This window comes from Anoxybacillus amylolyticus, from assembly GCF_001634285.1.
Classification (GTDB): Bacteria; Bacillota; Bacilli; order Bacillales; family Anoxybacillaceae; genus Anoxybacteroides; species Anoxybacteroides amylolyticum.
The window spans coordinates 2,235,890-2,258,259 of the sequence record NZ_CP015438.1 but is presented as its reverse complement, the minus strand read 5'-3'; the positions used below and the strand labels follow the sequence as shown (position 1 = coordinate 2,258,259).

General features: G+C 43.4%; 17 protein-coding genes, 13 tRNA genes and 1 pseudogene. 22 read left to right on the top strand and 9 right to left on the bottom strand.

Annotated features, from left to right (window positions below; all coding sequences use genetic code 11):
- Positions 1 to 34 precede the first annotated feature (34 nt).
- Together GFC30_RS11440 and GFC30_RS11435 are read left to right on the top strand one after the other, a co-directional pair.
- Positions 35 to 1,990: a beta-galactosidase gene (locus GFC30_RS11440; RefSeq protein WP_066325632.1), complete on the top strand. Its 1,956-nt coding sequence runs from the start codon at positions 35 to 37 to the stop codon at positions 1,988 to 1,990.
- A 14-nt stretch (positions 1,991 to 2,004) separates the two neighbouring features.
- On the top strand, positions 2,005 to 3,018 hold the full coding sequence (locus tag GFC30_RS11435) for a LacI family DNA-binding transcriptional regulator (protein WP_066325629.1): 1,014 nt from the start codon (positions 2,005 to 2,007) through the stop codon (positions 3,016 to 3,018).
- A gap of 27 nt (positions 3,019 to 3,045) precedes the next feature.
- On the opposite strand, the gene GFC30_RS11430 is transcribed toward GFC30_RS11435, so the two are convergent.
- Positions 3,046 to 3,480: an Hsp20/alpha crystallin family protein gene (locus GFC30_RS11430; RefSeq protein WP_066325627.1), complete on the bottom strand. Its 435-nt coding sequence runs from the start codon at positions 3,478 to 3,480 to the stop codon at positions 3,046 to 3,048.
- A 124-nt stretch (positions 3,481 to 3,604) separates the two neighbouring features.
- On the opposite strand from GFC30_RS11430, the gene GFC30_RS11425 reads away from it, so the two are divergent.
- Positions 3,605 to 5,917, top strand: coding sequence for a putative bifunctional diguanylate cyclase/phosphodiesterase (locus tag GFC30_RS11425; RefSeq protein ID WP_066325625.1), 2,313 nt, complete (start codon positions 3,605 to 3,607; stop codon positions 5,915 to 5,917).
- 668 nt (positions 5,918 to 6,585) lie between these two features.
- Here GFC30_RS11425 and GFC30_RS11415 read toward each other — a convergent pair.
- Positions 6,586 to 6,867 (bottom strand): hypothetical protein, encoded by a 282-nt coding sequence (locus GFC30_RS11415; protein WP_238583504.1) that lies wholly within the window; start codon positions 6,865 to 6,867, stop codon positions 6,586 to 6,588.
- Between the two features lie 117 nt (positions 6,868 to 6,984).
- On the opposite strand from GFC30_RS11415, the gene GFC30_RS11410 reads away from it, so the two are divergent.
- The 19 genes and pseudogenes from GFC30_RS11410 (at position 6,985) to GFC30_RS11320 (ending at position 14,810) form a co-directional block, all read left to right on the top strand.
- Positions 6,985 to 7,590: a hypothetical protein gene (locus GFC30_RS11410; protein WP_066325617.1), complete on the top strand. Its 606-nt coding sequence runs from the start codon at positions 6,985 to 6,987 to the stop codon at positions 7,588 to 7,590.
- 14 nt (positions 7,591 to 7,604) lie between these two features.
- The gene (locus GFC30_RS11405) at positions 7,605 to 8,279 is read left to right on the top strand and encodes a response regulator transcription factor (protein WP_066325615.1); all 675 of its coding nucleotides are present in this window, start codon (positions 7,605 to 7,607) and stop codon (positions 8,277 to 8,279) included.
- The gene (locus tag GFC30_RS11400) at positions 8,276 to 9,658 is read left to right on the top strand and encodes a HAMP domain-containing sensor histidine kinase (protein ID WP_066325614.1); all 1,383 of its coding nucleotides are present in this window, start codon (positions 8,276 to 8,278) and stop codon (positions 9,656 to 9,658) included. The genes GFC30_RS11405 and GFC30_RS11400 overlap by 4 nt, the downstream gene beginning before the upstream one ends.
- Positions 9,659 to 9,666: 8 nt before the next feature.
- A pseudogene (locus tag GFC30_RS11395) lies at positions 9,667 to 10,245 on the top strand (DUF6044 family protein); the annotation flags it as partial.
- A 171-nt stretch (positions 10,246 to 10,416) separates the two neighbouring features.
- Complete coding sequence (locus tag GFC30_RS11390; RefSeq protein ID WP_066322967.1) at positions 10,417 to 11,589, top strand: ISL3 family transposase; 1,173 nt, start codon at positions 10,417 to 10,419, stop codon at positions 11,587 to 11,589.
- A 271-nt stretch (positions 11,590 to 11,860) separates the two neighbouring features.
- Complete coding sequence (locus GFC30_RS11385; protein ID WP_066325608.1) at positions 11,861 to 12,976, top strand: MGDG synthase family glycosyltransferase; 1,116 nt, start codon at positions 11,861 to 11,863, stop codon at positions 12,974 to 12,976.
- 344 nt (positions 12,977 to 13,320) lie between these two features.
- Positions 13,321 to 13,395 (top strand) — tRNA-Gly (locus GFC30_RS11380).
- A gap of 28 nt (positions 13,396 to 13,423) precedes the next feature.
- Positions 13,424 to 13,500: transfer RNA gene (locus GFC30_RS11375), tRNA-Pro, on the top strand.
- Between the two features lie 9 nt (positions 13,501 to 13,509).
- A tRNA-Ala gene (locus tag GFC30_RS11370) sits at positions 13,510 to 13,582 on the top strand.
- Positions 13,583 to 13,588: 6 nt separating this feature from the next.
- Positions 13,589 to 13,681, top strand: a tRNA-Ser gene (locus tag GFC30_RS11365).
- A gap of 105 nt (positions 13,682 to 13,786) precedes the next feature.
- Positions 13,787 to 13,859, top strand: a tRNA-Phe gene (locus GFC30_RS11360).
- A 6-nt stretch (positions 13,860 to 13,865) separates the two neighbouring features.
- Positions 13,866 to 13,950, top strand: a tRNA-Tyr gene (locus GFC30_RS11355).
- 3 nt (positions 13,951 to 13,953) lie between these two features.
- Positions 13,954 to 14,024: transfer RNA gene (locus GFC30_RS11350), tRNA-Trp, on the top strand.
- A 6-nt stretch (positions 14,025 to 14,030) separates the two neighbouring features.
- Positions 14,031 to 14,106, top strand: a tRNA-His gene (locus GFC30_RS11345).
- 21 nt (positions 14,107 to 14,127) lie between these two features.
- Positions 14,128 to 14,202 (top strand) — tRNA-Gln (locus tag GFC30_RS11340).
- Positions 14,203 to 14,205: 3 nt separating this feature from the next.
- A tRNA-Gly gene (locus GFC30_RS11335) sits at positions 14,206 to 14,277 on the top strand.
- A gap of 5 nt (positions 14,278 to 14,282) precedes the next feature.
- A tRNA-Cys gene (locus tag GFC30_RS11330) sits at positions 14,283 to 14,353 on the top strand.
- Between the two features lie 12 nt (positions 14,354 to 14,365).
- A tRNA-Gly gene (locus tag GFC30_RS11325) sits at positions 14,366 to 14,436 on the top strand.
- Between the two features lie 300 nt (positions 14,437 to 14,736).
- Positions 14,737 to 14,810: transfer RNA gene (locus GFC30_RS11320), tRNA-Arg, on the top strand.
- A gap of 330 nt (positions 14,811 to 15,140) precedes the next feature.
- Here GFC30_RS11320 and GFC30_RS11315 read toward each other — a convergent pair.
- The 7 genes from GFC30_RS11315 to GFC30_RS11285 form a co-directional block, all read right to left on the bottom strand.
- Positions 15,141 to 16,625 (bottom strand): flavin monoamine oxidase family protein, encoded by a 1,485-nt coding sequence (locus GFC30_RS11315; protein WP_066325605.1) that lies wholly within the window; start codon positions 16,623 to 16,625, stop codon positions 15,141 to 15,143.
- Positions 16,626 to 16,938: 313 nt separating this feature from the next.
- A complete protein-coding gene (locus GFC30_RS11310; protein ID WP_066325602.1) occupies positions 16,939 to 18,180 on the bottom strand; it encodes an aminopeptidase in 1,242 nt (413 codons plus the stop codon).
- Between the two features lie 75 nt (positions 18,181 to 18,255).
- On the bottom strand, positions 18,256 to 18,546 hold the full coding sequence (locus GFC30_RS11305) for a winged helix-turn-helix transcriptional regulator (RefSeq protein WP_066327351.1): 291 nt from the start codon (positions 18,544 to 18,546) through the stop codon (positions 18,256 to 18,258).
- A 187-nt stretch (positions 18,547 to 18,733) separates the two neighbouring features.
- Positions 18,734 to 19,360, bottom strand: coding sequence for a diguanylate cyclase (locus GFC30_RS11300; RefSeq protein ID WP_084256325.1), 627 nt, complete (start codon positions 19,358 to 19,360; stop codon positions 18,734 to 18,736).
- Complete coding sequence (locus GFC30_RS11295) at positions 19,335 to 21,068, bottom strand: PAS domain S-box protein (RefSeq protein ID WP_066325590.1); 1,734 nt, start codon at positions 21,066 to 21,068, stop codon at positions 19,335 to 19,337. The genes GFC30_RS11300 and GFC30_RS11295 overlap by 26 nt, the downstream gene beginning before the upstream one ends.
- Before the next feature lie 382 nt (positions 21,069 to 21,450).
- Positions 21,451 to 21,687 (bottom strand): hypothetical protein, encoded by a 237-nt coding sequence (locus GFC30_RS11290; RefSeq protein ID WP_066325589.1) that lies wholly within the window; start codon positions 21,685 to 21,687, stop codon positions 21,451 to 21,453.
- Between the two features lie 123 nt (positions 21,688 to 21,810).
- The gene (locus tag GFC30_RS11285; protein WP_066325587.1) at positions 21,811 to 22,290 is read right to left on the bottom strand and encodes a CBO0543 family protein; all 480 of its coding nucleotides are present in this window, start codon (positions 22,288 to 22,290) and stop codon (positions 21,811 to 21,813) included.
- Positions 22,291 to 22,370: the final 80 nt, after the last annotated feature.

Here is a 22,370-nt window from a genome sequence, read left to right as displayed (position 1 = left end):
CGCTGTTGTGTTCATCGAATGGAGGAGGATCGAATTGTACCTAGGTGTCGACTATTATCCAGAACATTGGCCGAAAGAAATGATGGAAGAAGATATTCAAGGAATAAAAGAACTCGGAGCGAACATTGTCCGCATTGGAGAATTTGCGTGGCATTTGATGGAGCCGAAAGAAGGGGAGTTTGATTTTTCTTTTTTCGATCATGTCATTGCTAAACTAAAGCAACAAGGTTTTTCCATTTTATTCGGTACACCGACCGCAACATTCCCTGCTTGGCTGGCAAAAAAATATCCGGAGATTTTATCGAAAGACGAAAATGGGAATGTGCGCGTATTCGGCGGACGTCGCCAATATTGCTTTAATTCAGATGTTTATCGAACATATAGCGCTCGCATTACCCAAAAGCTAGTAGAGCACTATCGAGACGAAGAAGCGATTGTTGCGTGGCAAATCGATAATGAATTTGGCCATGAAGGAAGCGATATGTGCTACTGTGAGCAATGCCACGAAAAGTTCCAACTGTTTTTGCAAGACAAATATGAAACAATTGATGCGCTAAATGAGGCATATGGTACGATTTTTTGGGGACAAACGTACAATGATTTTACGGAAATTCCGATTCCGAAAAAAACGATTACGACCCATAATCCTTCTTTGCAATTAGATTGGGCGCGCTTCCGTTCTTATTCGGTCAATAGCTATGCCCATGAAATGACGAATATCGTTCGTCAACACAAGGGAGCGCATCAACAAGTAACGACGAACGTATCGGGCGGGTTTTTTCAAAAATGGTTCGATCATGAAGAAAATGTAAAATATATGGATTTTGTTTCCTATGATAATTACCCTGTATGGGGAGGACTGATGGAGCCGATTTCCCCAGCAGCGATTGCGATGACGCATGATTTTATTCGAGGTCTGCTTGGAAAAAACTATTGGATTGTGGAAGAATTGATGGGAGCGCAAGGACATGATGTCATTGGCTGTTTGCCGCGGCCGAATCAAGCCAAAATGTGGTCGTACCAAGCGTTTGCCCATGGTTGCACGAATATGCTTTATTTCCGCTGGCGCGGGATGAATCGCGGCGCGGAGCAGTTTTGTTACGGAATTGTCGACCATAGCAATCGCCGTGGTCGAAAATATCGCGAAGTCCAGTCGTTTTTTGCAGAAATTGCTTCTCATGAACCGCTCATCCAATCAGAAATTCGAGCGGATATTGCGGTGCTGTATGACTACGATAATATTTGGTCATGGCGTTTTCAACGGCAAAGTGAAGGATTTGACTTTACGAATGAACTTTTGCGATTGTATACACCATTTTACAAATGGAATACTCATATCGATGTTATTCCAGTGACACGCGATTTTTCTAAGTATAAAGTACTTCTTGTTCCTGCCCTTCAAATCATTGATGAAGCCTTAGGAAAACGGTTCGAAGCATTTGTTAAACAAGGGGGCACGATTATTTTTTCGTTTCGGACCGGTTTAAAAGACAAACATAACAATATTCATTTTAAAAAAGTTTTGCCTGGATATGTAAGGGAGATCGCAGGAATCGAAGTTCATGAAGTAGAGTCTCTTTCGGTGTCGCAGCGGATTCGGATGATCGGAGAAGGGAAATATACAGGGAAAACATCTTATTGTTCTGTTTGGCGCGATTTAGTAACCCCTGTGACTGCGGAAATATTGTATCGTTATGATGACTCCTTTTATCCACAGGCAGCGGTAACGAAAAATACGTATGAAAAAGGTACTGTATATTATGTCGGATGCGGAGCAGAAGAAGATGTTTTACAAGCGATCGCAAAAGATGTCGTGCTTGCTAACGATATTTGGCATATTCCAAGCGAAGAAGGGGTAGAGGTGTATAAAAGAGGAGAGGGAGACGATTCATGTTTATTTGTGATGAATCATACGGCTGAAGAAAAAGTATTTCAACATATCACGTTGCATCCATATGAGAGTAAAATCGTCCTTTTAAACCAATGGTAAGGAAGTGGAGTTTTATGGCAACATTAAAAGAAATCGCGGAGAAAGTAGGGGTGTCGGTGGCAACGGTGTCGCGCGTGTTGAACTATGACCCGACGCTATCTGTCTCCGATGAAACGCGGAAAAAAATTTTTGAAGTCGCGCAAGAACTGAACTATAAAACGTTGCGCGAGCGCAACCAACATACAACGAAAGAGCGGTTAAGGTTTGGATTGGTGCATTGGTATTCGGAGCTGCAAGAATTAGGCGACCCGTATTACATGGCGATTCGGCTTGGGGTCGAGAAGGAATGCTTTGACCGTCAAATCGAACTTGTCAAATTGTTCAAACAAGGCGACTCTTACCAGTCGGAATGGTTGACAGGACTAGACGGCATTATCGCGGTCGGGAAGTTCGGTCCGAAAGATATGGAGGTGTTTACCGCAAGTACGGAACACATCGTTTTTGTTGATTGTTCTCCAGACGAAATGAGGTTTGATTCGGTCGTGATCGATTTTCGCCAGTCGATGATTCGGGTGTTGGATTATTTGCTTTCGCTTGGGCATGAAACAATCGGCTACATTGGCGGGAGAGAATATGTGGATGGGGAGACGCTTATTCGCGACGAGCGGGAAACGACGTTTTATGAATATTTATATGTGAAAGGGCTGTACGAACCAAATTACGTGTGGACGGGACGGTTTATTGCCGAAGAGGGCTATCGCCTGATGAAAGAAGCGTTAACAAAGGACTATCCAACCGCCTTTTTTGTCGCGAGCGACTCCATGGCAATTGGCGCATTGCGGGCGCTTCATGAAGCAGGGATTCGCGTGCCAGAAGATGTTTCGCTTGTCGGGTTTAACGACATTCCGACAGCGGAATTTGTCCAGCCGCCATTAACGACGGTGAAAGTGTATACGGAATTTATGGGCGAAACGGCGGTCGAATTGTTAGTGGAAAGGTTGACGACAAAGCGCCATCTGTCCAAAAAAGTCGTCATCCCAACTCAATTCATCGTCCGCGAAAGTAGCGGTCCATGCAAAAACAGGTGAACAGAACGGGTTCACCTGTTTTCTTGTTCAATGAAACTGAATATCGACCTTTTTCCGCTGGTCGGATGCGATTTTTGGAATGTGAATGTCGAGTACGCCGTTTTTGTAGGTGGCGTGAATTTGCTCGGCAGAAGCGTTCGCCGGCAGTGGAATTGACCGTTGGAAGCGACCAAAGAAACGTTCGCGGCGATGGACGTGCTCTTCTTTTATCGCTTCGTTTCGTTGAATCGTCCCACTAATGGTCAACACGTTGTTGTGCACGTCAATTTGTACGTCTTCTTTCCGCTCAAGACCAGGTAGATCGCATGAGACGATATACTCGCGCTCGGTTTCGTGCATATCGATGCGTGGCATCATCTCATCTGCGCGAAAAAGTGATGGAAAATCAGTCGTGAAAAAGCGGTTGAAATCACGCCGTACCGTTTCTAAATGGTGAAATGGATCATAAGGAACTAAAGGCATCCAATCCCCTCCTTTCGTGATATCGATACATAGTATGTTTCGCGTCCATTTTTTTATGTATGGGGACGGTTGTCTAATTGTTTCTATCCATTCGCGCATAGGATGAAGGGAGGAGGGAAAGGGAATGGGGAAGTGGAGATGTGCCATATTCATTAGTGTTTATATTGCTGCTTATTATGGAACAATTTTTTTTGTAGATGACGCAACGATGGAAGTGTGGGTGAGCAGTTTTTTTTCCATATTTGGATCAGCGGTTTCGTTGAGTTGGCTGTTAACCGCTTACTTTCGGATGCAGAAAACTGAACGTCGATTTTGGGGCATTTTATCTTTAAGTATATTTTCATATTTAATAGCGGAAATCGTGTATCGGTATGATGAACTGTTAAAGCATATGGAACCACCATTTCCTAGTTGGTCGGACGTATTTTACATGGCGAATACAGTCCTGTACTGCGCAGCGTTAATCCACATTATCCTACGAGAAAGGAAACCGTTCGACATCCAGAAAGCGCTGCTAGACGCGTTAATTGTCATTACTGTTTGTGCCACATTCAGTTGGATTTACTTGATTCAACCGCTCATCACTCCTCACATGTCCTTTTTATACCTATTCGTTTTGATCAGTTACCCATTGCTTGATTTAGTTGTTGCTTTTTTATTGCTCGTGCTTTTATTTTCCGTCTATTCTTCTGCGCGAACGATATTATGGCTAAATTTGTTCGGAATATCGCTTTTTGTCGTGGCAGATACCATTTATCTTGTACAAATGCTTCGGTTCGATTATGTACCACATACGTGGTTAGACCCGTTATGGATTGCTAGTGTGTTAATCACAGGTCTTTCCGGAGTATACGCATCCGAAGCGACACTTCCATTTAGCTATGGAAATGAACGATCGGTGTCGCGGGTGAAAACATTTTTTCCATATATTAGTTTATTTCCGTTATTTTGCTTGTTTTTTTTCTATGAAAGTAGACGCGGAGCAGCAGAAATCGGGTTTATGATGGCGATTGTTTTAGTTGTTGTAAGGCAAGTCGTGACATTATTAGAAAATGAGCGGTTAGTACGTAATTTGCAATGGTTAAATAGCGAACTCGAACAAAAAGTAACCGAACGGACGAAAGAGCTGCAGCAAAAGAATGACGAGTTGTTTTATGCAGCAAACCACGATTTTTTAACAGGTCTTCCAAACCGGCGTTCGTTTGTTCGAACGCTAGAGCAGGCGATTATACATGCCAACCAACAGTCACATTTGCTGGCCGTTATTTTTATTGATGTGGATCGATTCAAGCAAATTAACGATTATTTTGGCCATCGAGTAGGCGATGAACTGCTTGTAAAAATAAGCGAACGGCTCAAACAATCGCTGCGCTCAGCGGATGTTATCGCACGCCAAGGAGGGGACGAATTCATCGCGCTTATTGCACCGATACAGGATTTAGCAGAGCTCCGCTTGATCGTCCCACAACTATTAGACATTGCGAATGACCCGATCGCAGTTGCCCATACGGATATTCGCATTTCGTTAAGTGTTGGTGTCGCTGTTTACCCGTATGACGGAGAAACAGCGGAAATGTTGATGAAAAACGCGGACATTGCTATGTATCGCGCAAAAGAACAAGGGAAAAATCAAGCCCAGTTTTTTGATGGAAAAATGGAACAAACGGTATGCCAAAAAACAATGATTGAAACAGCCCTCTATCAGGCTATTGAAAAGAGGGAGCTAAAACTGTTTTATCAACCACAATTTGACCTCGTAACTGGCGACATGATTGGGATGGAGGCGTTGATTCGTTGGGTTCATCCGGAAATGGGGATTGTTTCCCCAGGAGTATTTATTCCAGTCGCCGAAGAAACAGGGCAAATTATTGTACTTGGGGAATGGGTGATTGAAGAAGCGTGTCGACAAATCAAGCAATGGAATGAGCAAAGCGGCCGTTCGCTGCAAATGAGCATTAATATCTCTCCAAAACAATTTCTACAAGAAAATCTTGTGAATTACATCACGTCTGTTTTAAAGGAAACAAACCTTCCTGCGGAGCTGCTGGATTTAGAAATTACAGAAGGAGTGGCTGTGTTTAACGAGAAATATACGATTGAAAAATTAAAACGATTGAAGCAAATAGGTGTCCATATTTCCATTGATGATTTTGGCACGGGCTATTCCTCGCTAAGTTATTTACGTAAATTTCCAATAGATAGACTAAAAATTGCCAAACCATTTATCGACGGTATTACGGAAGTAGAAGAAGACGCGGCGATTGTTGCTTCCATTATTGTGTTAGGGAAAAGCCTGAAGTTGCGTGTCATCGCCGAAGGGGTCGAAACGAACGAGCAACTACGCATTCTTCGTTCACTTCGCTGTGATGAAATTCAAGGATATGTGCTAGGTAAACCGTTGCCAAAGGAAGAGTTTGAAAAAGTGTATTTATTTTGACAGCCCCAAGTAAGAGGGGCTGTTTTGCTAAAATCAGGCGTGTTGATTAACCAATCAAAACTAGTTGACATTACTCTATAGCTTTTCTGCCGTTGTCGGCACTTTGCCGACTGGAAGTATGAGCATGCCCTCCTCGAACAAGGAACGCTTTGCAGGCAAATGATATTTGCCCGCCGTCGTTCTTGTTCGAGGGAAAAGGCAGAAAAGCTTGTGTTCAGCCATAGGATTCTATATACATGCAACAAGGGAGTTTCACTTATTTTTTTCGACTGTCGGAGGCAAGCCTTTGGTTTGCCTGCGCCACACGTTCTCGTGACAGAGAACGGAACAACGAGCCGCCTTCCAGACAAATTCATTTGTCTGGAAGAGGTGTTGTTCAAAGAAATTTTGCAATTGGGCAGAGAGCTGTCTAGCTCCAAGCGCCATCGGTGTGATGCGCTCCGCCCCTTCTTTTGGCGGCGACACACTGAGGTCGCTTCTTTGAAATATCCCACGCAAGCCCAAGCTTTGCTTGGGCTGAGCCTCCTTGGTGGGGCTTGTGCGCTCTTCGCCGATAGGCGGGCGCTTTGCGCTTTTCTTAGGTCGCCCGACAGTCGAAAAATGTTAACACTTCCATGTGCATTTATATATGTTTTTTAGTAAAATAATGGATAATCAACACTTGTGTGCTAAAATAAAATTTGCTCCATCACTTCTAAATGCAGGTCAATTAAAGCGAGTTTTTCTGTTTCTGTTAACGGTGCTGCCATGATTCGCTTTACGGCATAATGAAATTTCACTTCTGGCGCTTGCCGAACACGCGGATGGGTCATTTCATCGCGCAATTCTTTTTCCATTGCCTCATAAAGCAACGCTTTACACATGTCTTCTGTTAATTCCTCGTCTTTTGCAAGCGACCGATTTGACCAAAGCGAGCGGTATGCTTTGAAAAGCTGCATAAACGTAAGCACAAAAAGCCCCCCTTTGCTCTATTAGTACGGTTATCATTATACAAGCTAAGAGGGAAAATGTGAAAAAGGAAAAATTTATGACCAACGCCACGTCCATCTACAGAAGGGGCTTGTTTTATGAAAAAATTTTCATTTCCTTTCTCTTTTTTCTTTAAAATCATGCGGTATGATAAAGGGAAAAAAGGGGTGAAGCGAGTGAAGGCAGTTTTTTCTCATCCTCTTCTCCATTTAGTTGTGAAAATAGCAGGAGCGCTGTTAACCTCATTAAGTGTTGCGTTATTTGTGCTTATCTGGTTAACCGGACAAGGTCAACATAAAGAACTGTACAAATTGTTAGGAACGTTGGCGGAATTTAGTACCATTGCCGGCGGTGGAATGTGGCTCGTTCGCCATGCGTTTATTCAAGGGAAGAAACGAAATATTCGCTCGCAATATGATATAAAAGAAGTGTTCCTTTTTTTCCGAAAACACCATACGTTATTCGGCTCTCTCGCCCTTCTTCTTGTCATTAGCCATGGTACGTATTTTTTATTGCATCATGGCGATCAAATAGGCAGAGTATATAGCGGAGTTGGAGCGTTCGGAAGCTTGCTTCTTGTTAGTATGATCGGATATGTGTTACAACGGCTTAGCAAAGGAAAGCAGAGCAGAAGCTATAAAAAGCTGCATCAATTGGCCGCTCTTTTATTTGGCGGCGCTTTAGCCGTTCACTTACTCATGTAGATGGGGGCAGAGAGATGTATCAAATTTTAATTATTGAAGACGAAGAAGGGTTGACGGAATTTTTAGAGCTTGAGCTCCACTATGAAGGATATAAAGTGGACATAGCACATGACGGGAGAAGCGGGCTTGATTTAGCCGTAAAACACGATTACGACGTCATCTTGCTTGACTTGATGTTGCCGGGGTTAAATGGAATGGAAGTATGTCGTCGCCTGCGGAATGAGAAAGAGACGCCGATTATTATGTTAACCGCAAGAGATAGCGTCATGGATCGCGTCATGGGATTAGATAGCGGAGCAGACGACTATGTCGTTAAACCGTTTGCGATTGAAGAGTTGTTGGCACGAATTCGCGTCATTTTGCGCCGTGAAGAAAAAAGGGAAACAAAGCCGCACCTTTTGACGTTTAAAGATTTGGAGTTGGACATTGAGTCACGTGTACTCAAACGCGGGAAAGAGCTTATTGAGTTAACCAATAAAGAATTTGAGCTCCTTTTAATGTTTATGAGAAATATTAACCGCGTACTGACGCGTGAGATGTTATTAGATCAAGTATGGGGCTATGATTATGCTGTAGAAACGAACGTGGTCGATGTGTATGTCCGCTATTTGCGCAATAAACTAAACGCAGAAGATAAAGAACAATATATCCAGACAGTTCGGGGAGTTGGATATGTGATGCGGGAATGATAAAAAAACTTCCGATTAAGTGGAAATTGACGATTTGGTCTTCCGTATTGTTAAGCGTATTGTTTATTTCTTACAATTTGTTACAGTATATCGTAATTGAAAAGTGGAGCGTCAGCTACGAACAACAAAACATGCAGCACCAACTAACGGAAATTAAAGCGTTTTTAGAAGAGAAATCCATTCAAACCTCTTCACAATTGCGACGATATCAATCGTATTTTGCGACGATTAATGAGAAAAACCAACTTTTTCGAATATTAGACAAAAAAGGAAAACCGATCTTGACGGTTTCTCGTGCTGTTCCAAGCAGCTGGGTGAAGCCGAAGAACACCACATCGCCACAATATGAAATCGTTCACCATGGGGAAGAGCGATTACTTATTTTACGTTCTCCGTTGACTATTTTCCCCGGTACGATCGAAATTGTTCGCAATATGGAAACGTTTGATCATTTTCGCGATACTATTTTTCTTGTCATGATTGCAACGGGGGCAGGTGCCATTATTTTAAGTCTTTTGGGAGGCACGATTATTGCCAAACAACTTCTTGTGAACGTGCAGGCGATGACGAATACGGTGCAAAAAATCAAAACAAACGGATTGAATGAACGGGTGCCCATCAATGATACGAATGACGAACTGGCACAGCTCGGCAAGCTTTTTAATGACTTAATGGACGACCTAGAACAAGCGTTTTTACAGCAAAAACAGTTTGTCGAAGATGCCTCCCATGAATTACGGACGCCGTTAACGATTATTAAAGGGCATTTGACGATGTTAAACCGCTGGGGGAAACATGACCCAGATGTATTAAATAAATCGCTGCAGTCGAGTTTAAAAGAAGTGGAGCGGCTGATTCATTTAGTGAATGAATTGTTGCAGTTATCGCGTGCGGAAGCGGAAACAGTAGAGGCGGCAGAAGCAGTAGACGTATGCGCCGTGCTAGACTCGGTCGTCCGCAATTTTTCGAGTGTGTATGAAGACTATACGTTTCGGCAAATCTGCAGAGAACGTGTGCATATTCCCATTACCGTCTTGCATCTTGAGCAAATTTTTATTATTTTGTTGGACAATGCGGTGAAATACAGCCGAGAGTCTCGGAAAGAAATCCACCTTTTTGTCTATGCGGAAAATGGGAAAGCGAACATCGTGATCCAAGATTTTGGCATCGGAATCCCGCAAGAAGACATTCCTTACGTTTTTCATCGATTTTACCGAGTAGACAAGGCGCGCAGCCGAAAACAAGGCGGCAACGGACTCGGACTTTCCATCGCCAAGCGCCTCGTGGAAAAATATGAAGGAACGATTTCGATTGAAAGCAAAGAAGGCGAAGGGACAAAAGTGGTTGTGATATTTCCTATAAAAGAGAAACAAAGGTGAGAACATTCATGCAAGACAGCCAACCACTCGAAAAAAAAGAGCGAACGGCTATGTGGATCGCTCTCTTTCTTTTAGCACTTTATTTATCGCCACTTTATATTCTAGGAGAAAATGCGCATATTCGCGTTCATGATAATTTAGATTCCAATATTGCTTGGTATAAGGTGCTTACACGAAGCGGGGAGTTGTTCGGACCTATCGATGCGAAAATCCCGCAAGTGATCAACGGATTGCCGCGTAACGCTTACGGAACCGAATTTAGCGGCATCGTCTGGCTTCATGCGCTATTTCCATCCATGGTCGCGTATGCTTTAAGCCAAACGATTACGCGTGTGTTCGCATTTTTCGGCATGTATCTATTACTAAAACGGCATTTTTTGAAGGAAAACGAATCGTATCTCATTCGCGTCGGAGTGGCACTTACGTTTGCGCTTACTCCTTTTTGGCCGTCGGGCATGTTAAGTACGCTCGGCATGCCGCTTGCGCTTTGGGCGTTTCTAACCATTCGGCAGCAGCAAGCATCATGGAAAGAATGGCTCGTTCTTGCCCTTCTTCCATTTTACGCAAGTTTTGTACTTGGCTTTTTCACGAGTGTTGACTATCCATTATTTTACTAAAAAAACAGAATCAGGCTCTTCACCACAAGTTGTACTTGATCATTTAAGATAGGTGTGCATAGAGAAAATAGAGGGTACAAAAAATGCGAATTTTCCTGTATGGTAAAGGTGACCAAACCAAACCATTGGAGGAAAATTCGCATGTACTCTCAGTTTATCAAAGAACTCATCGATTTACCAGATGTTTTGATTCAAAAGGTACGAAAAGAAGAAGAACGTTGGATTTTCGAACTTTCTCTGCCCGAACAATGCCCGTTATGTCCTGTCTGCTTGAAGCGCACGATCAAAATGACATGCAAAAAGAAGCAATGGATGCATGGCTATGCTCAGCGAATCGGAATTTTTTGGATTGAACTTCCTGTAGAGCGCAGACGTTGTGGTACGTGTGGCATGACATTCAGCACGTCTTATCCAGCCATCGCTCCTCGAAGTGTGGCGACGGATGCTTTTCAGCAATGGGTCGCGCAATCTTGCATCGGAACATCCATTCAGGCAGTGGCTCGTATGCTCAAGCTTCCTTACACGACCGTTGAACGTTGGTTTTATACTCATGCCCCTTCCTTCCTATCGAATGAAATCCAACCAAAGGCGGTTTGTGTCGATGAGTTTGCTTTTCGAAAAGGGCATGACTACGGAGTGGCGATCATGGATGCCGAAACGGGAGAAGTGTATGCCATTGAAGCAGGAAAGAACGAGGAAGCCATTGGACGTGCGTTGGCTCATGTGTCTGGTTCTGTTCAGTATGTCGTGAGCGATTTGGCTCCAGCGATGAAAAAAGCGATTCAAGGGATTTGCCCAGAGGCGACACATGTGGTCGATTATTTCCATGTCATTCAGCTGTTTACAGATGCTTTAGAGCGTTGTCGCAAATATTTAGACAAAGGAGGCAAGAAACATGGAAATGTTCGTTACGTTTGTCGTTTATTGAGCCAATGTCCAGAGAAGCTTATAGAGGAAGAACGTCAAATTGTACGAGAATGGTGTAATGAAAGCGATTACTTAAAGTCTGTCTACCAATCGCTCCAACATTTTCGCTATGTGTCCAAAAGCAAAGACGTGCAACAGGCGAAACGACGTTTGGAGGCTTGGATTCATCGGTATTCGTTTTGTCCTTGTTCGGTTGTGCGTGCCATCGCAAAATCACTCGTCAAACGAACAGACGAAATCATATCGTGCATTTTATCGCCTTATTCGAATGGGAAAATGGAGGGAACGAATAACAAGATCAAGCTGATTAAACGTCGAGGATACGGATACAGAAATATCCAACGTTTTGCATTGCGGGTTCGGTTAGAAACAGCTAACATACTTTAATGGCAGGGGCAAGTACATCTTTTGGTGATGAACCCAGAATCATATGGCTGAACACAAGCTTTTCTGCCTCTTCCCTCGAACAAGAACGCCGGCGGGCAAATGACATTTGCTGGCAAAGCGTTCCTTGTTCGAGGAGGGCATGCTCATACTCCCAGTCGGCAAAGTGCCGACTACGGCAGAAAAGATAGGAATCAAGTAATGTCAACTGGTTTTTAATGGTTAATCAACACGCCTGATAGTAATGATTCTTTTTAGTAAGGGGATGTAATTTGTGAGTAAGAAAGTATTAATACTATCTGAAGCCATTGGCAGTGGTCATACAAAAGCTGCCGAAGCGTTAGTGCAAGGAATTTCTTATTTAGCACCTTCCATTCAAACAAAAATTTTAGAGGTAGGACAAATTCTCCACCCTCTTTCTACTAGGTTGTTACTTAATACATACCTTAAAATAATCGCTCGTTCTCCTTCATTATGGGGAAAAATGTATCGTTATAAACAAAGCAAACCTCTGTCTGATTGGGAAAAATTTCTTATTTACCAATTGTTTCATCGACAAATTGAAGTTCTTCTTGAACAAGAAAACCCTGACTGTATTATTTGCACCCATCCGTTTACCAGCTCGTCTGCCTCTCGACTAAAGAGGAGGGGGTATAGGTTTACTCTTTGCTCGGTAATTACTGATTTTCATGTTCATGGGGCATGGGTTCATCGAGAGGTAGATGTATATTTAGTGTCCAGTGAAGAGGTGCAGCGCCAATTAGTTAGGATGGGGGTTTCCAAAAATCGCATTGTAGTAACAGGGTTGCCAATACGATCTAATTTTTGGACAAAGAAAAACAAACAAGAAATGCGAAAAAAATTAAAATTGAAAAATATTCCTACTGTCATCATCATGGGAGGGGGATTAGGATTAGGCGGAATCCAGCAACTTGCTTATTCTCTGTTGAAATGGAAAGAAAAAATTCAGGTTATCATCTGTACAGGATTTAACGAAACGCTAAGAACGGAATTGCTAAGGGAGGTAATGTTCCATCACCCTCATTTTCATATTTTAGAATTCGTTCATCACATTGACGAATGGATGGAAGCTGCTGATTTACTTATTACAAAATCGGGGGGATTGACTTGTTTTGAGGCGTTATCAACAGGTCTGCCTATGTGTATATATCAACCAATCCCTGGTCATGAAGAAAAAAATTGCGATTTTTTAATCAATAATCATTTAGCTATAAAAATTGAAGATATGAATCACATGGATGTTTTAATCGAAAAATTACTTTTTTCTCCACAGGAATTGGAGTTTTTACACAACCAAATAAGACAATTCCAACAAAAAATCGATCCATTAGCAAGTGCTAAATTTATTGTTAATCAGCTTATTCCGTAAAGTATTTGTGTTGAATATCGATTTTTTCCCATATGACCGGCTCTTCTGCCTCATCCCTCGAACAAGAATGCCCATGGGCAAAAAAATTTGTCCACAGGGCATTTATTATTCGAGAAAGCAAATGCACAGAACCCGGAAGAAAAACTGGTGATAGAGCGATACCAGTAGTTTTTATGGATTCATCGACACATCTTTCTAATTTTATTATTGACGAATATATAATATAGTTGTATAATAAAAATCGTCGTTTAGGTAAGTAGAAGTGACGGAATAAAAGAAAAAAGAAATGATTATATTGACAAACTGCAACTTTTCATTATAATAATACTTGCTCACTGTTTTATGCGGAAGTAGTTCAGTGGTAGAACACCACCTTGCCAAGGTGGGGGTCGCGGGTTCGAGCCCCGTCTTCCGCTCCAGCTTGGACCGTGCATGATGACTCTGAATCGGGAAGTAGCTCAGCTTGGTAGAGCACATGGTTCGGGTCCATGAGGTCGCAGGTTCAAATCCTGTCTTCCCGACCATTTTATCTTGGGGCCTTAGCTCAGCTGGGAGAGCGCCTGCTTTGCACGCAGGAGGTCATCGGTTCGATCCCGATAGGCTCCACTTCGCGGAGGAATACCCAAGCCTGGCTGAAGGGGTCGGTTTCGAAAACCGATAGGGGTGTAACAGCCCGCGGGGGTTCGAATCCCTCTTCCTCCGCCATACATATTTTCACTTGTTTTACATAACATAGATTAAGTTATATAGTTAAACACCACAATTCGATACACAAAATAAGCAAGTCATAAATAATACATATTATATAACGGCTCGATAGCTCAGTCGGTAGAGCAAAGGACTGAAAATCCTTGTGTCGGCGGTTCGATTCCGTCTCGAGCCATCTCTTGGAGGGGTAGCGAAGTGGCCAAACGCGGCGGACTGTAAATCCGCTCCCTGTGGGTTCGGCGGTTCGAATCCGTCCCCCTCCACCATTTAGGGGCATAGTTTAATGGTAGAACAGAGGTCTCCAAAACCTCCGGTGTGGGTTCGATTCCTACTGCCCCTGTTTATGGCGGCTATGGCGAAGTGGTTAACGCACCAGATTGTGGCTCTGGCATTCGTGGGTTCGATTCCCACTAGTCGCCCCATTAGCTGTATAGCACATTCATTGGGGTATAGCCAAGCGGTAAGGCAACGGACTTTGACTCCGTGATGCGTTGGTTCGAATCCAGCTACCCCAGCCATATGCGGAAGTAGTTCAGTGGTAGAACACCACCTTGCCAAGGTGGGGGTCGCGGGTTCGAGTCCCGTCTTCCGCTCTCTCGGCGGCATAGCCAAGTGGTAAGGCAGAGGTCTGCAAAACCTTTACCCCCGGTTCGAATCCGGGTGCCGCCTTCGGCGTTCCACGCGGGTGTAGTTTAGTGGTAAAACTCCAGCTTCCCAAGCTGGCGTCGTGGGTTCGATTCCCATCACCCGCTTATTGTTTCAAATAATAATACCGTGTCCCAGTAGCGACGAGCAACACAACTGTGAATTGGCTACGAGTTGCCTCGACGCATAGAGCTTCCTCGAATAAGCTAGTAGAGGAAGAGGCACAGCCAAACAAGTTGATGAATGAAAATGCAAAACATTGTTATTCATACCGTGTCCCAGTAGCTCAGCACGTCTGAATAGGCTACGGAGGGAAGCATCAGCGCACCACTCGAGCCACTGCTTGAATTAGCTTACCGAGAGTGGGGCGGGATAGAATAAAAAAGGAAATGTATTTTTTATGTCGTGTCCCAGTAGCTCAGCAGGATAGAGCAGCGGCCTTCTAAGCCGTCGGTCGGGAGTTCGAATCTCTCCTGGGACGTCCCAAGCCCGAAGAGGGCTTTTTTTTTTCACGCGTTGAACAGACTGATGCAAAATGGACAGAGGAAGCACCAGTGCCCCACTCGTGTCACTATATCTGGGAGGCGGCTCGTTGTTCGGTTTTTTGTCACGCGAACGCGTGACAGAGGCAAGCCAAAGGCTTGCCTCCAACAGTCAAAAAAATAAGTTAAACTCTCCAGTGGCATGTATATAGCGTACGAAAGAGCCCGGCAGGATAGAGCAACGAGCGAAACATCTGTGAATCCGCTGCGAGTCGTCCCGACGCACAAGGAATCCGAGAAGAGAAGAGGAAGGGAAGGTGAGAGGTCTTTTATTCGTTGTATGTCTTAGGTAAATTATTTACTTCATAGGCAGCGTGTATCCCTGATTCAATCGCTCCTTGAATCCATCCATGTGTTGTTGAGGCATGTTCCCCTGCAAAATACACTCTTCCTTCAGGAGTCCCTATGTATGGCGATAGTTCTGTGACTTGTTGAGGCTTAAACATTGTAAATGCTCCTCCAGAATAAGGATAGCGCACCCAACTATGGCTTAATCCTGTTTCAAATTCTCGATAAACTTGTTTGCCATGTATCATAGCTAAATTTTTAAGGGTGTATTCTAATCGATTTTCGTCACTTAAGCTATCCCAAGGGATGGTATCATCCTCCCACGTATAACTGGCTAAAACTACTCCAGGTCCCGGTTTACCGATTCCGTGGCTTGGATATTGTGTATAGGTGATAGGGAGATCAGATATTGTTTTCCCTCCAAACATTCCTTCTTTTTCCCAAAATCTATTTTTAAATTGAATGCCGGTTTTAGTCGACCCGACATAGTGAAGTTCGCGAATAGCTTTCCACTTTTCTTCGGAAAAAGAATTTCTAGGTTCGATTTCGACAAATTGCAAAACAGAGAAAGGAATAGTGATAATTGTTACATCTCCTGTCACCTGAAACGGTTCTAAAATTTTTGTATGGATAGCATGAACAGTGACTTGTTCATTATGTTGTTCAATTTTTCGCACTTTTTGTCCGTATAGGATATTTTCTTTTAGTTGCGCAGCCAATGCTTTTGGCAATAGGTCGTTACCACCTGTAATCTCATAAAATTTCATATTTGGGGTAAATAGTACCATCAGTTCGCGAAGCATCTCAAGAAAAGAAAGCTCCGGAAATCCTTCTAAGGAAAGGACAGCTTTAATCATATCAATTGCTCCACGCGACAATCTAGGACCAAACGGATTATATCTTAAATAAGTATCTAATGAATACTTATCAAGCTCTTTAATCATAATTGGCCAGTGTTTTGCTGGATTTTGGCTAATATATTCTGTCACAGGGCGAATTGACATTTGTAGCAATTGTGATGCTGTTTTCCCTTTTTCATGCCCCGCAACGGGAAATCCAAATATATCAGGGGTTTGTTCGTAAATGTTGAGACGTGTTTTGATTCCGCGAAGATAGAGGATATCATTGGGAGTGCTATTAATAAACGGGTTTATCGGTAAATTAAATTTTTTGATATAGGCCATTGTCAAGGAGTGTGTATATGGGATGCGCATAGCTCCAGCTTCTAAGTATTGGTCTTCACGAAAATTTGAACGAAGTGTATAAATTCGACCGCCAACTCGCTCGGAAGCTTCCAGCACGGTCACACGGTGCCCTGCCTGTTTAAGCAAAGAAGCTGCCACAAGTCCAGCCATTCCTGCTCCTACAATAATAATTTTTTTTGGAATGTTTGTTTTCGGAAGACCACTCCAGATGATTTCAAGCATCTTGTCATAAGACAATTTTGGGAACACATAGCTATACATGCCGTTCCTCCTCAAAAATGATCTTGTTTCCAATTTTATTCACAAAAAATGGATAAAGTACAGGAGGATAGGAAACAAAAATAAAAAATGCTTTTATTTTTTACGAGGAGTAGCAGTATTTTTATAGGGGGGAAAACTGAACTGCTCTTTAGGCAACTATCGTTGCCTAAAGAGCGCAAAACGTGCTTTGTTCGAGGAGGGCATGCTAATACTCTCAGTCGGCAGAAAAGCTATAGAGGGATGTCAAATGGTTTTTATTGGTTAATCAACAAGCCTGCTTCCCGGTTGTATTTATATGCTTTGCTCCTGCCATTTAAGCAAGGAAGTCACATGCCCAATTTCCGTTGCGGAAGATTGGTTCACGCTTGCCGTCTTTTGTGACGCCGTCGATGTTCAACTCCGCTGAGCCAATCATAAAATCTTCATGAATTAAGCTGTCGTTTCCGCCGCGTGCTGCCAATTCTTTTTGCGTCATCGTCGCTCCGTTTTCAATGTTCGTCGGGTAGGCTTTTCCAAGCGCGAGATGGCAAGCAGCGTTTTCATCAAAGAGCGTGTTGTAGAAAATAATATTCGACTGTGAAATCGGTGAGTGGTGCGGCACTAACGCCACTTCCCCTAGCCGGCGGGCCCCTTCATCTGTTTCAAGCAAATGCTTCAACGTTTCGTATCCCGTTTCCGCTGTAAAATCAACGACTTTTCCATCTTTAAACGTTAACGTAAACCCATCGATTACGTTCCCGCCGTAGTTGAGGGGTTTTGTGTTGCGCACCGTCCCGTTGACACCGTCTTTATGCGGCATCGTAAACACTTCTTCCGTCGGAATGTTCGGATTAAACCGAACCCCGCTTTGGCTAACGGCTGCTCCGCCATGCCAAACATGATTTTCGACAAGCTCGATCGTTAAATTCGTTCCTGGTGCTTCATAAATTAATTGCTTATATTGTTTCTCATTCAAGTACTCTATTACTTTTGCTAGTCGTTTATTATGCTCTTCCCATGCTTGGATCGGATTTTCTTCATGGACGCGTGTAACGGCAAAAATAACGTCCCATAACTTATCGACTGCTTCTTGCTCCGACAGATGCGGGAAAATTTTTTTCGCCCATGCTGGCGTCGGCACCGAAATAACCGACCAGCAGTTTTCATCTGCCATTAGTGCACTGCGGTAATTTCGCAGCGCTTCCGATGATGTTTTCGCAAACGTCGCAATCCGTTTCGGATCCACGTCCTTCAATAAGTCAGGGTTTGGAGAATAAATCGATAAAAATGCTGCTCCTTCTTGTGCCAGCTGCTCCATTCCTTGCGCACGCCACATCGGGTATTCCGAAAAAGCTTCCTCTGGTGCGTGCATGTATTTAATATATGACAGCTCTTCGTCTTCCCACTCGACATACACGTGCTTTGCGCCTGCTTCGTACGCTTTTTTTGCGATTTTACGAACAAGCCGTGCTGCTTCGAGCGGTGATTTTACGACAAGCGTTTGCCCTTGTTGGATGTTTACGCCTGTACGGACAGCTAGTGCTGCATATTGTTCAAGTTTTTGTTCCAATGTCATTCTTTTTCCCCCTTTATTTTATCACAATGGCAATTTTGTGAAAGAAGCATTGTTCTCCATTTTTTAGTTAACGGGTCATTGCCTACTTCCGTCTTTGTTAGATTCCCACGTTTGCGCCCAGCGTTCAATCGCTTCCATCACTGGCTTGAGCGCTTTTCCTTTTTCCGTTAGTACATATTCAATCCGCACCGGCGTTTCCGGATAAACGTTACGTTCGACAATTCCTGCTTCTTCTAATTCTTTCAATCGTTCTGACAATAACTTTCCACTAATCGGCAAAGAGGCTTCAATTTCTGAAAACCGCCGTTTTCCTTCTAGTAATTGGCTAACGATGAGCCCAACCCAGCGTTTGCTAAGTAATTTCATCGCCGCTTCAAATTTTGGGCAAAGACCGGGCGAAGCGCATATATCTACGTTCCGTTTTTGTTCACTCAATCCTTCCACCTTCTATTCTTTCTAGCATCTTCTTCATTTTCCCATAAAAATTTCATTATAGCAATATTCTAAAAGTTAAAAAATGGATAGCGCAAAAAAACCGACAGACTGCCGGTTTTTAGCGAAACGACGTCCCAACGCGGTTTCGGCCATTTTGTTTTGCTTTATATAACCCTTCATCGGCAAGAGCGATGAGCTGTTTCCCATCATCGGAAGCGCTTGCCGGTTTCATTGTCGCCACTCCTAAACTAATCGTGACGTAGCGGCTAATGAGAGAGCCGGCGTGCGGAATATGCAGCGCTTCAACGTTTTTCCGTAGCTGCTCTGCCACTGTATACGCGCCGTTTAAATCAGTGCTTGGCAAAATCACTGCAAATTCCTCTCCGCCATAACGAGCGACAAGGTCGGTCGGCCGCTTAAGCGTTTGCTCTAACGTTTTTGCCACTTGCTGCAAACACTCATCTCCACGCTGGTGGCCGTACGTATCGTTAAACGATTTAAAAAAGTCGATATCAAGCATAATGAGCGAAATCGGCGTTTTGTTTCGCGCCGCAAGTCTCCACTCCCGAGATAAATAGTCGTCAAACGTCCGCCGGTTATAAATGCCCGTTAGCCCATCGAGCGACGAAATGCGCTGCAATAAGTCGTTTGCTTTTTTTAGCTGTTCTTCCGCTTCTTTTCGCTTCGTAATATCGCGGGCAACGGCAAGCACGCTTTTTTTATTGCGCAAATTGCGAGCGGTCATCTCGAGCCAAACGAACGCGCCGTTTTTTTTTGCGAACGCGAAAGCAAATCGTTAATACATTGACTGGATCGGATGTTTGAAATGACATGTTAGCAATCGAGTGCCTATCTTCTGGATGAACGAAGTCAAAAATCGACCGTTCAAGTAATTCTTCTTGCGTATAGCCGAGCATGTAATAACATGCCGGGGATACGTACAAAATTTTTCCGGTCAATGACACGTTAATAATCATATCAGTTGAATTTTCGGTAATAAATCGGTATTGCTCGCTATTTTGCCGCAGCGTTTGCTCCATTTTTTTTCGTTCGGTGACGTCGCGGAGAATCGCTAACGTAGACGGCAAACCTTGGTACATAATCGGCACAGCAATGGCTTCAATGATCGTTGTCGTGCCGGCAGGATAGATAATCCGCGCTTCCATAAAGTTATGCAGCGGATGGTACGACAACGGATCTAAATGTTTTTGAAACGCTTTTCGGTCATCGGGATGGATAAATTCCGTTAACTGTTTCCCTATGAGCTGTTTCCGATGAAGCATATGAAACATTTTCGCCGCTGCTGGATTGGCAAACAAAATCGTCCCATGCCTTGTGACAATCACCGCATCTGGAGATAAATGAACAAGTTTTCGGTAGCGATGTTCGCTTTCTCTTAGTGCACTTTCAACCATTTTTTGTTCGGTGATGTTCGAGAAAATCGCTACATAACTCGTTACTTCGTTCGTCTCATTTTTCACCGCGTTAATGTGGAGAAGTTGTGGGTAGACAGACCCATCTTTTCGCCTGTTCCAAATCTCTCCTTGCCATTCGCCTGTTTGTTCAAGCAATAGGTGCATATTGGCGTAAAAATGTTCGTCATGTTTATGAGAACGCAAAATTTTCGGTGTTTGCCCGATCGCTTCGTTCGCTTCATATCCAGTAATGGTCGTAAATGCGCGGTTGACGAAAAGGATGCGGTGATATCGATCGGTAATCATGACGCCTTGACTCGTATGTTCAATGACTTTCGCATACAGCTGCAACGTTTGTTCGAGCTGTGGCCGCTCGGTAATGTCACGGACAATGAGTTGGAACGCTGTTTTTCCGTGTAAAGTAAACGGCGCGCAGGACAATTCGACTTCGACCGTTTTCCCGTTGACGATATGTCGCTGTTTTACATTTAATAGCGGTCGGTTATGATGACACATTTGTTCAAGGCAATGTCTCACGCTATCATGATCGTCTGGATGCAAAAAGGAATAAATCGACTTTCCAATGACTTCTTGTTTACTCGTAATCCCATACAGTTGCTGCGCGGCATCATTGATTAATACAATTTTTTCATCACAATGAGCGATAATGGCATCAGGAGAATGGTTGACTAGCTCGTGGTAAATGTCTTGATGTGGTCGAAACAAAATATGTATAACCGTCGTTTCTTGTGAAGTGACTTTCATAGAAGCTGCTTCTACAGCAATCGGTGTACCATCAGAGGTGATGAGCGTCTGTTCGTGAAACCCCGTCTTTGTACCGTTTATTAGCGCTCCGTCTGGGAAAAAATCGCTCACCGGTCTGCCAATGACATCGGTTTTATATTTGGCGCGAAGTAGTTTACATCCTTTTTCATTGATATAAAGAATCCGCCCATGTTGATGAAGAAGCATCCCGTCAGGCAAGGCATCAATCAACTGTTTATATAGACCATGAATCGGTTCTCCTAGTACTGTCATCCCGTTTCTCCCTTTACTGATGAAATATGCTAAATCTATTACCCTATTATAAGGAATATTTTTGCAGAAGTTAAGGGGGATTTTTTTGTTTTGTTCATCCTATTGTCACAATGCTGGGAAAGAAAAAAACAGCTTCGCGTTTAACAAAAAAACGGAAAGGTTCACGTCCGCATATTGCCCCTGTTTCCTAATATAGCATCACTTTCTTGCCGTGCTTAGCGGCAACGCCTGAACGACCGCCCACCCTAAACGAAGGGGGGCGGTCGTTCATAGGTGAAGAACTTTCCCGAAGCCCGAAAAGGTGGTGTTTTGTCAAGTGGAGACTTATGCGGCGATGCACGCCTGGAAAATCAATACAACTTTAACCCGTTTCAATTCTTTCTTAATTATCAGACAACTTTTCGGCGAAAATATTTTGGCTATTGGCGACATCGGTAAGTTGCTTGTCAATCTGCACGATTTTTGGAGCAAACTCATCCAATGGCTCCTTTATTTCCCCTAATTGGTGCTTCGTTTGCTTGAACTGCTCGTCCATTTGTTCAAACCGTTGGTCGATTGGTTTGAACTGTTGATCAATTTGTTTGAACCGTCGATCGATTAGCTCGCAGCGCTGATCCATTTGGGCAAAACGACGGTTCGTTTCTTCGGAATGATGTTTCAGTTAGTTTCACCGCTTGCCAAATCGTTTCATTCGTAATTTCCGCCATATCTATCCCTTTTTTCGCTGTTCTTGCTTTTTACATCAGCTGCTTGTGCCGCTGCTGAATTTTTTGTTGACAACGAGCATAATCATGCGAACGAAAAAAGAGAGAAAAAAAATCGTGAGGAAGGAATACCACCATGTCCATGTATGATATTCAATCAAATCCGTATACTTTTCACAAAGTACTTCCACAATGGTAATCGCCGCTGTATATAACGCGCATTGCCACAAAATTACCCCAAAAGAGGAGTAGTAAGTCGTTTGGTAAAAATAAACGCACACGATTGGAAACAAAAAATATTCAAACAAAATGCTCGTATCAAAATACGAAGGTAAAAACCGAACCGGATAGTCGAGCATATGAGCTTCAACGACAAACACACCAAAAAAGGTCGAAAAATATGCTTTTAATGCAAACACAAGTAGCGAATCTTTCATAAGCGCCGGTTTTCTGAAGAGGCTAACCCCCAATAAGGCGATTCCGATGATAAACAACGTCCATAAAATCAATCGATCCACAGCTTTGCCCCCTCACCGTCCGTTTCGTTCAGATGTTAGTATGCCCGAAAAAACGTCAAATATGAAAAGCCCGCTTAAAA

Excerpts from the sequence above, each read along its gene's own strand:
- GFC30_RS11410 (WP_066325617.1), top strand. The coding sequence starts at position 6,985 with ATGAAAAAATTTTCATTTCCTTTCTCTTTTTTCTTTAAAATCATGCGG.
- GFC30_RS11300 (WP_084256325.1), bottom strand. The coding sequence starts at position 19,360 with ATGACCGCTCGCAATTTGCGCAATAAAAAAAGCGTGCTTGCCGTTGCC.
- GFC30_RS11400 (WP_066325614.1), top strand. The coding sequence starts at position 8,276 with ATGATAAAAAAACTTCCGATTAAGTGGAAATTGACGATTTGGTCTTCC.
- GFC30_RS11295 (WP_066325590.1), bottom strand. The coding sequence starts at position 21,068 with ATGACAGTACTAGGAGAACCGATTCATGGTCTATATAAACAGTTGATT.
- GFC30_RS11390 (WP_066322967.1), top strand. The coding sequence starts at position 10,417 with ATGTACTCTCAGTTTATCAAAGAACTCATCGATTTACCAGATGTTTTG.
- GFC30_RS11405 (WP_066325615.1), top strand. The coding sequence starts at position 7,605 with ATGTATCAAATTTTAATTATTGAAGACGAAGAAGGGTTGACGGAATTT.
- GFC30_RS11310 (WP_066325602.1), bottom strand. The coding sequence starts at position 18,180 with ATGACATTGGAACAAAAACTTGAACAATATGCAGCACTAGCTGTCCGT.
- GFC30_RS11315 (WP_066325605.1), bottom strand. The coding sequence starts at position 16,625 with ATGTATAGCTATGTGTTCCCAAAATTGTCTTATGACAAGATGCTTGAA.
- GFC30_RS11435 (WP_066325629.1), top strand. The coding sequence starts at position 2,005 with ATGGCAACATTAAAAGAAATCGCGGAGAAAGTAGGGGTGTCGGTGGCA.
- GFC30_RS11290 (WP_066325589.1), bottom strand. The coding sequence starts at position 21,687 with ATGGATCAGCGCTGCGAGCTAATCGATCGACGGTTCAAACAAATTGAT.
- GFC30_RS11305 (WP_066327351.1), bottom strand. The coding sequence starts at position 18,546 with ATGAAATTACTTAGCAAACGCTGGGTTGGGCTCATCGTTAGCCAATTA.
- GFC30_RS11425 (WP_066325625.1), top strand. The coding sequence starts at position 3,605 with ATGGGGAAGTGGAGATGTGCCATATTCATTAGTGTTTATATTGCTGCT.
- GFC30_RS11430 (WP_066325627.1), bottom strand. The coding sequence starts at position 3,480 with ATGCCTTTAGTTCCTTATGATCCATTTCACCATTTAGAAACGGTACGG.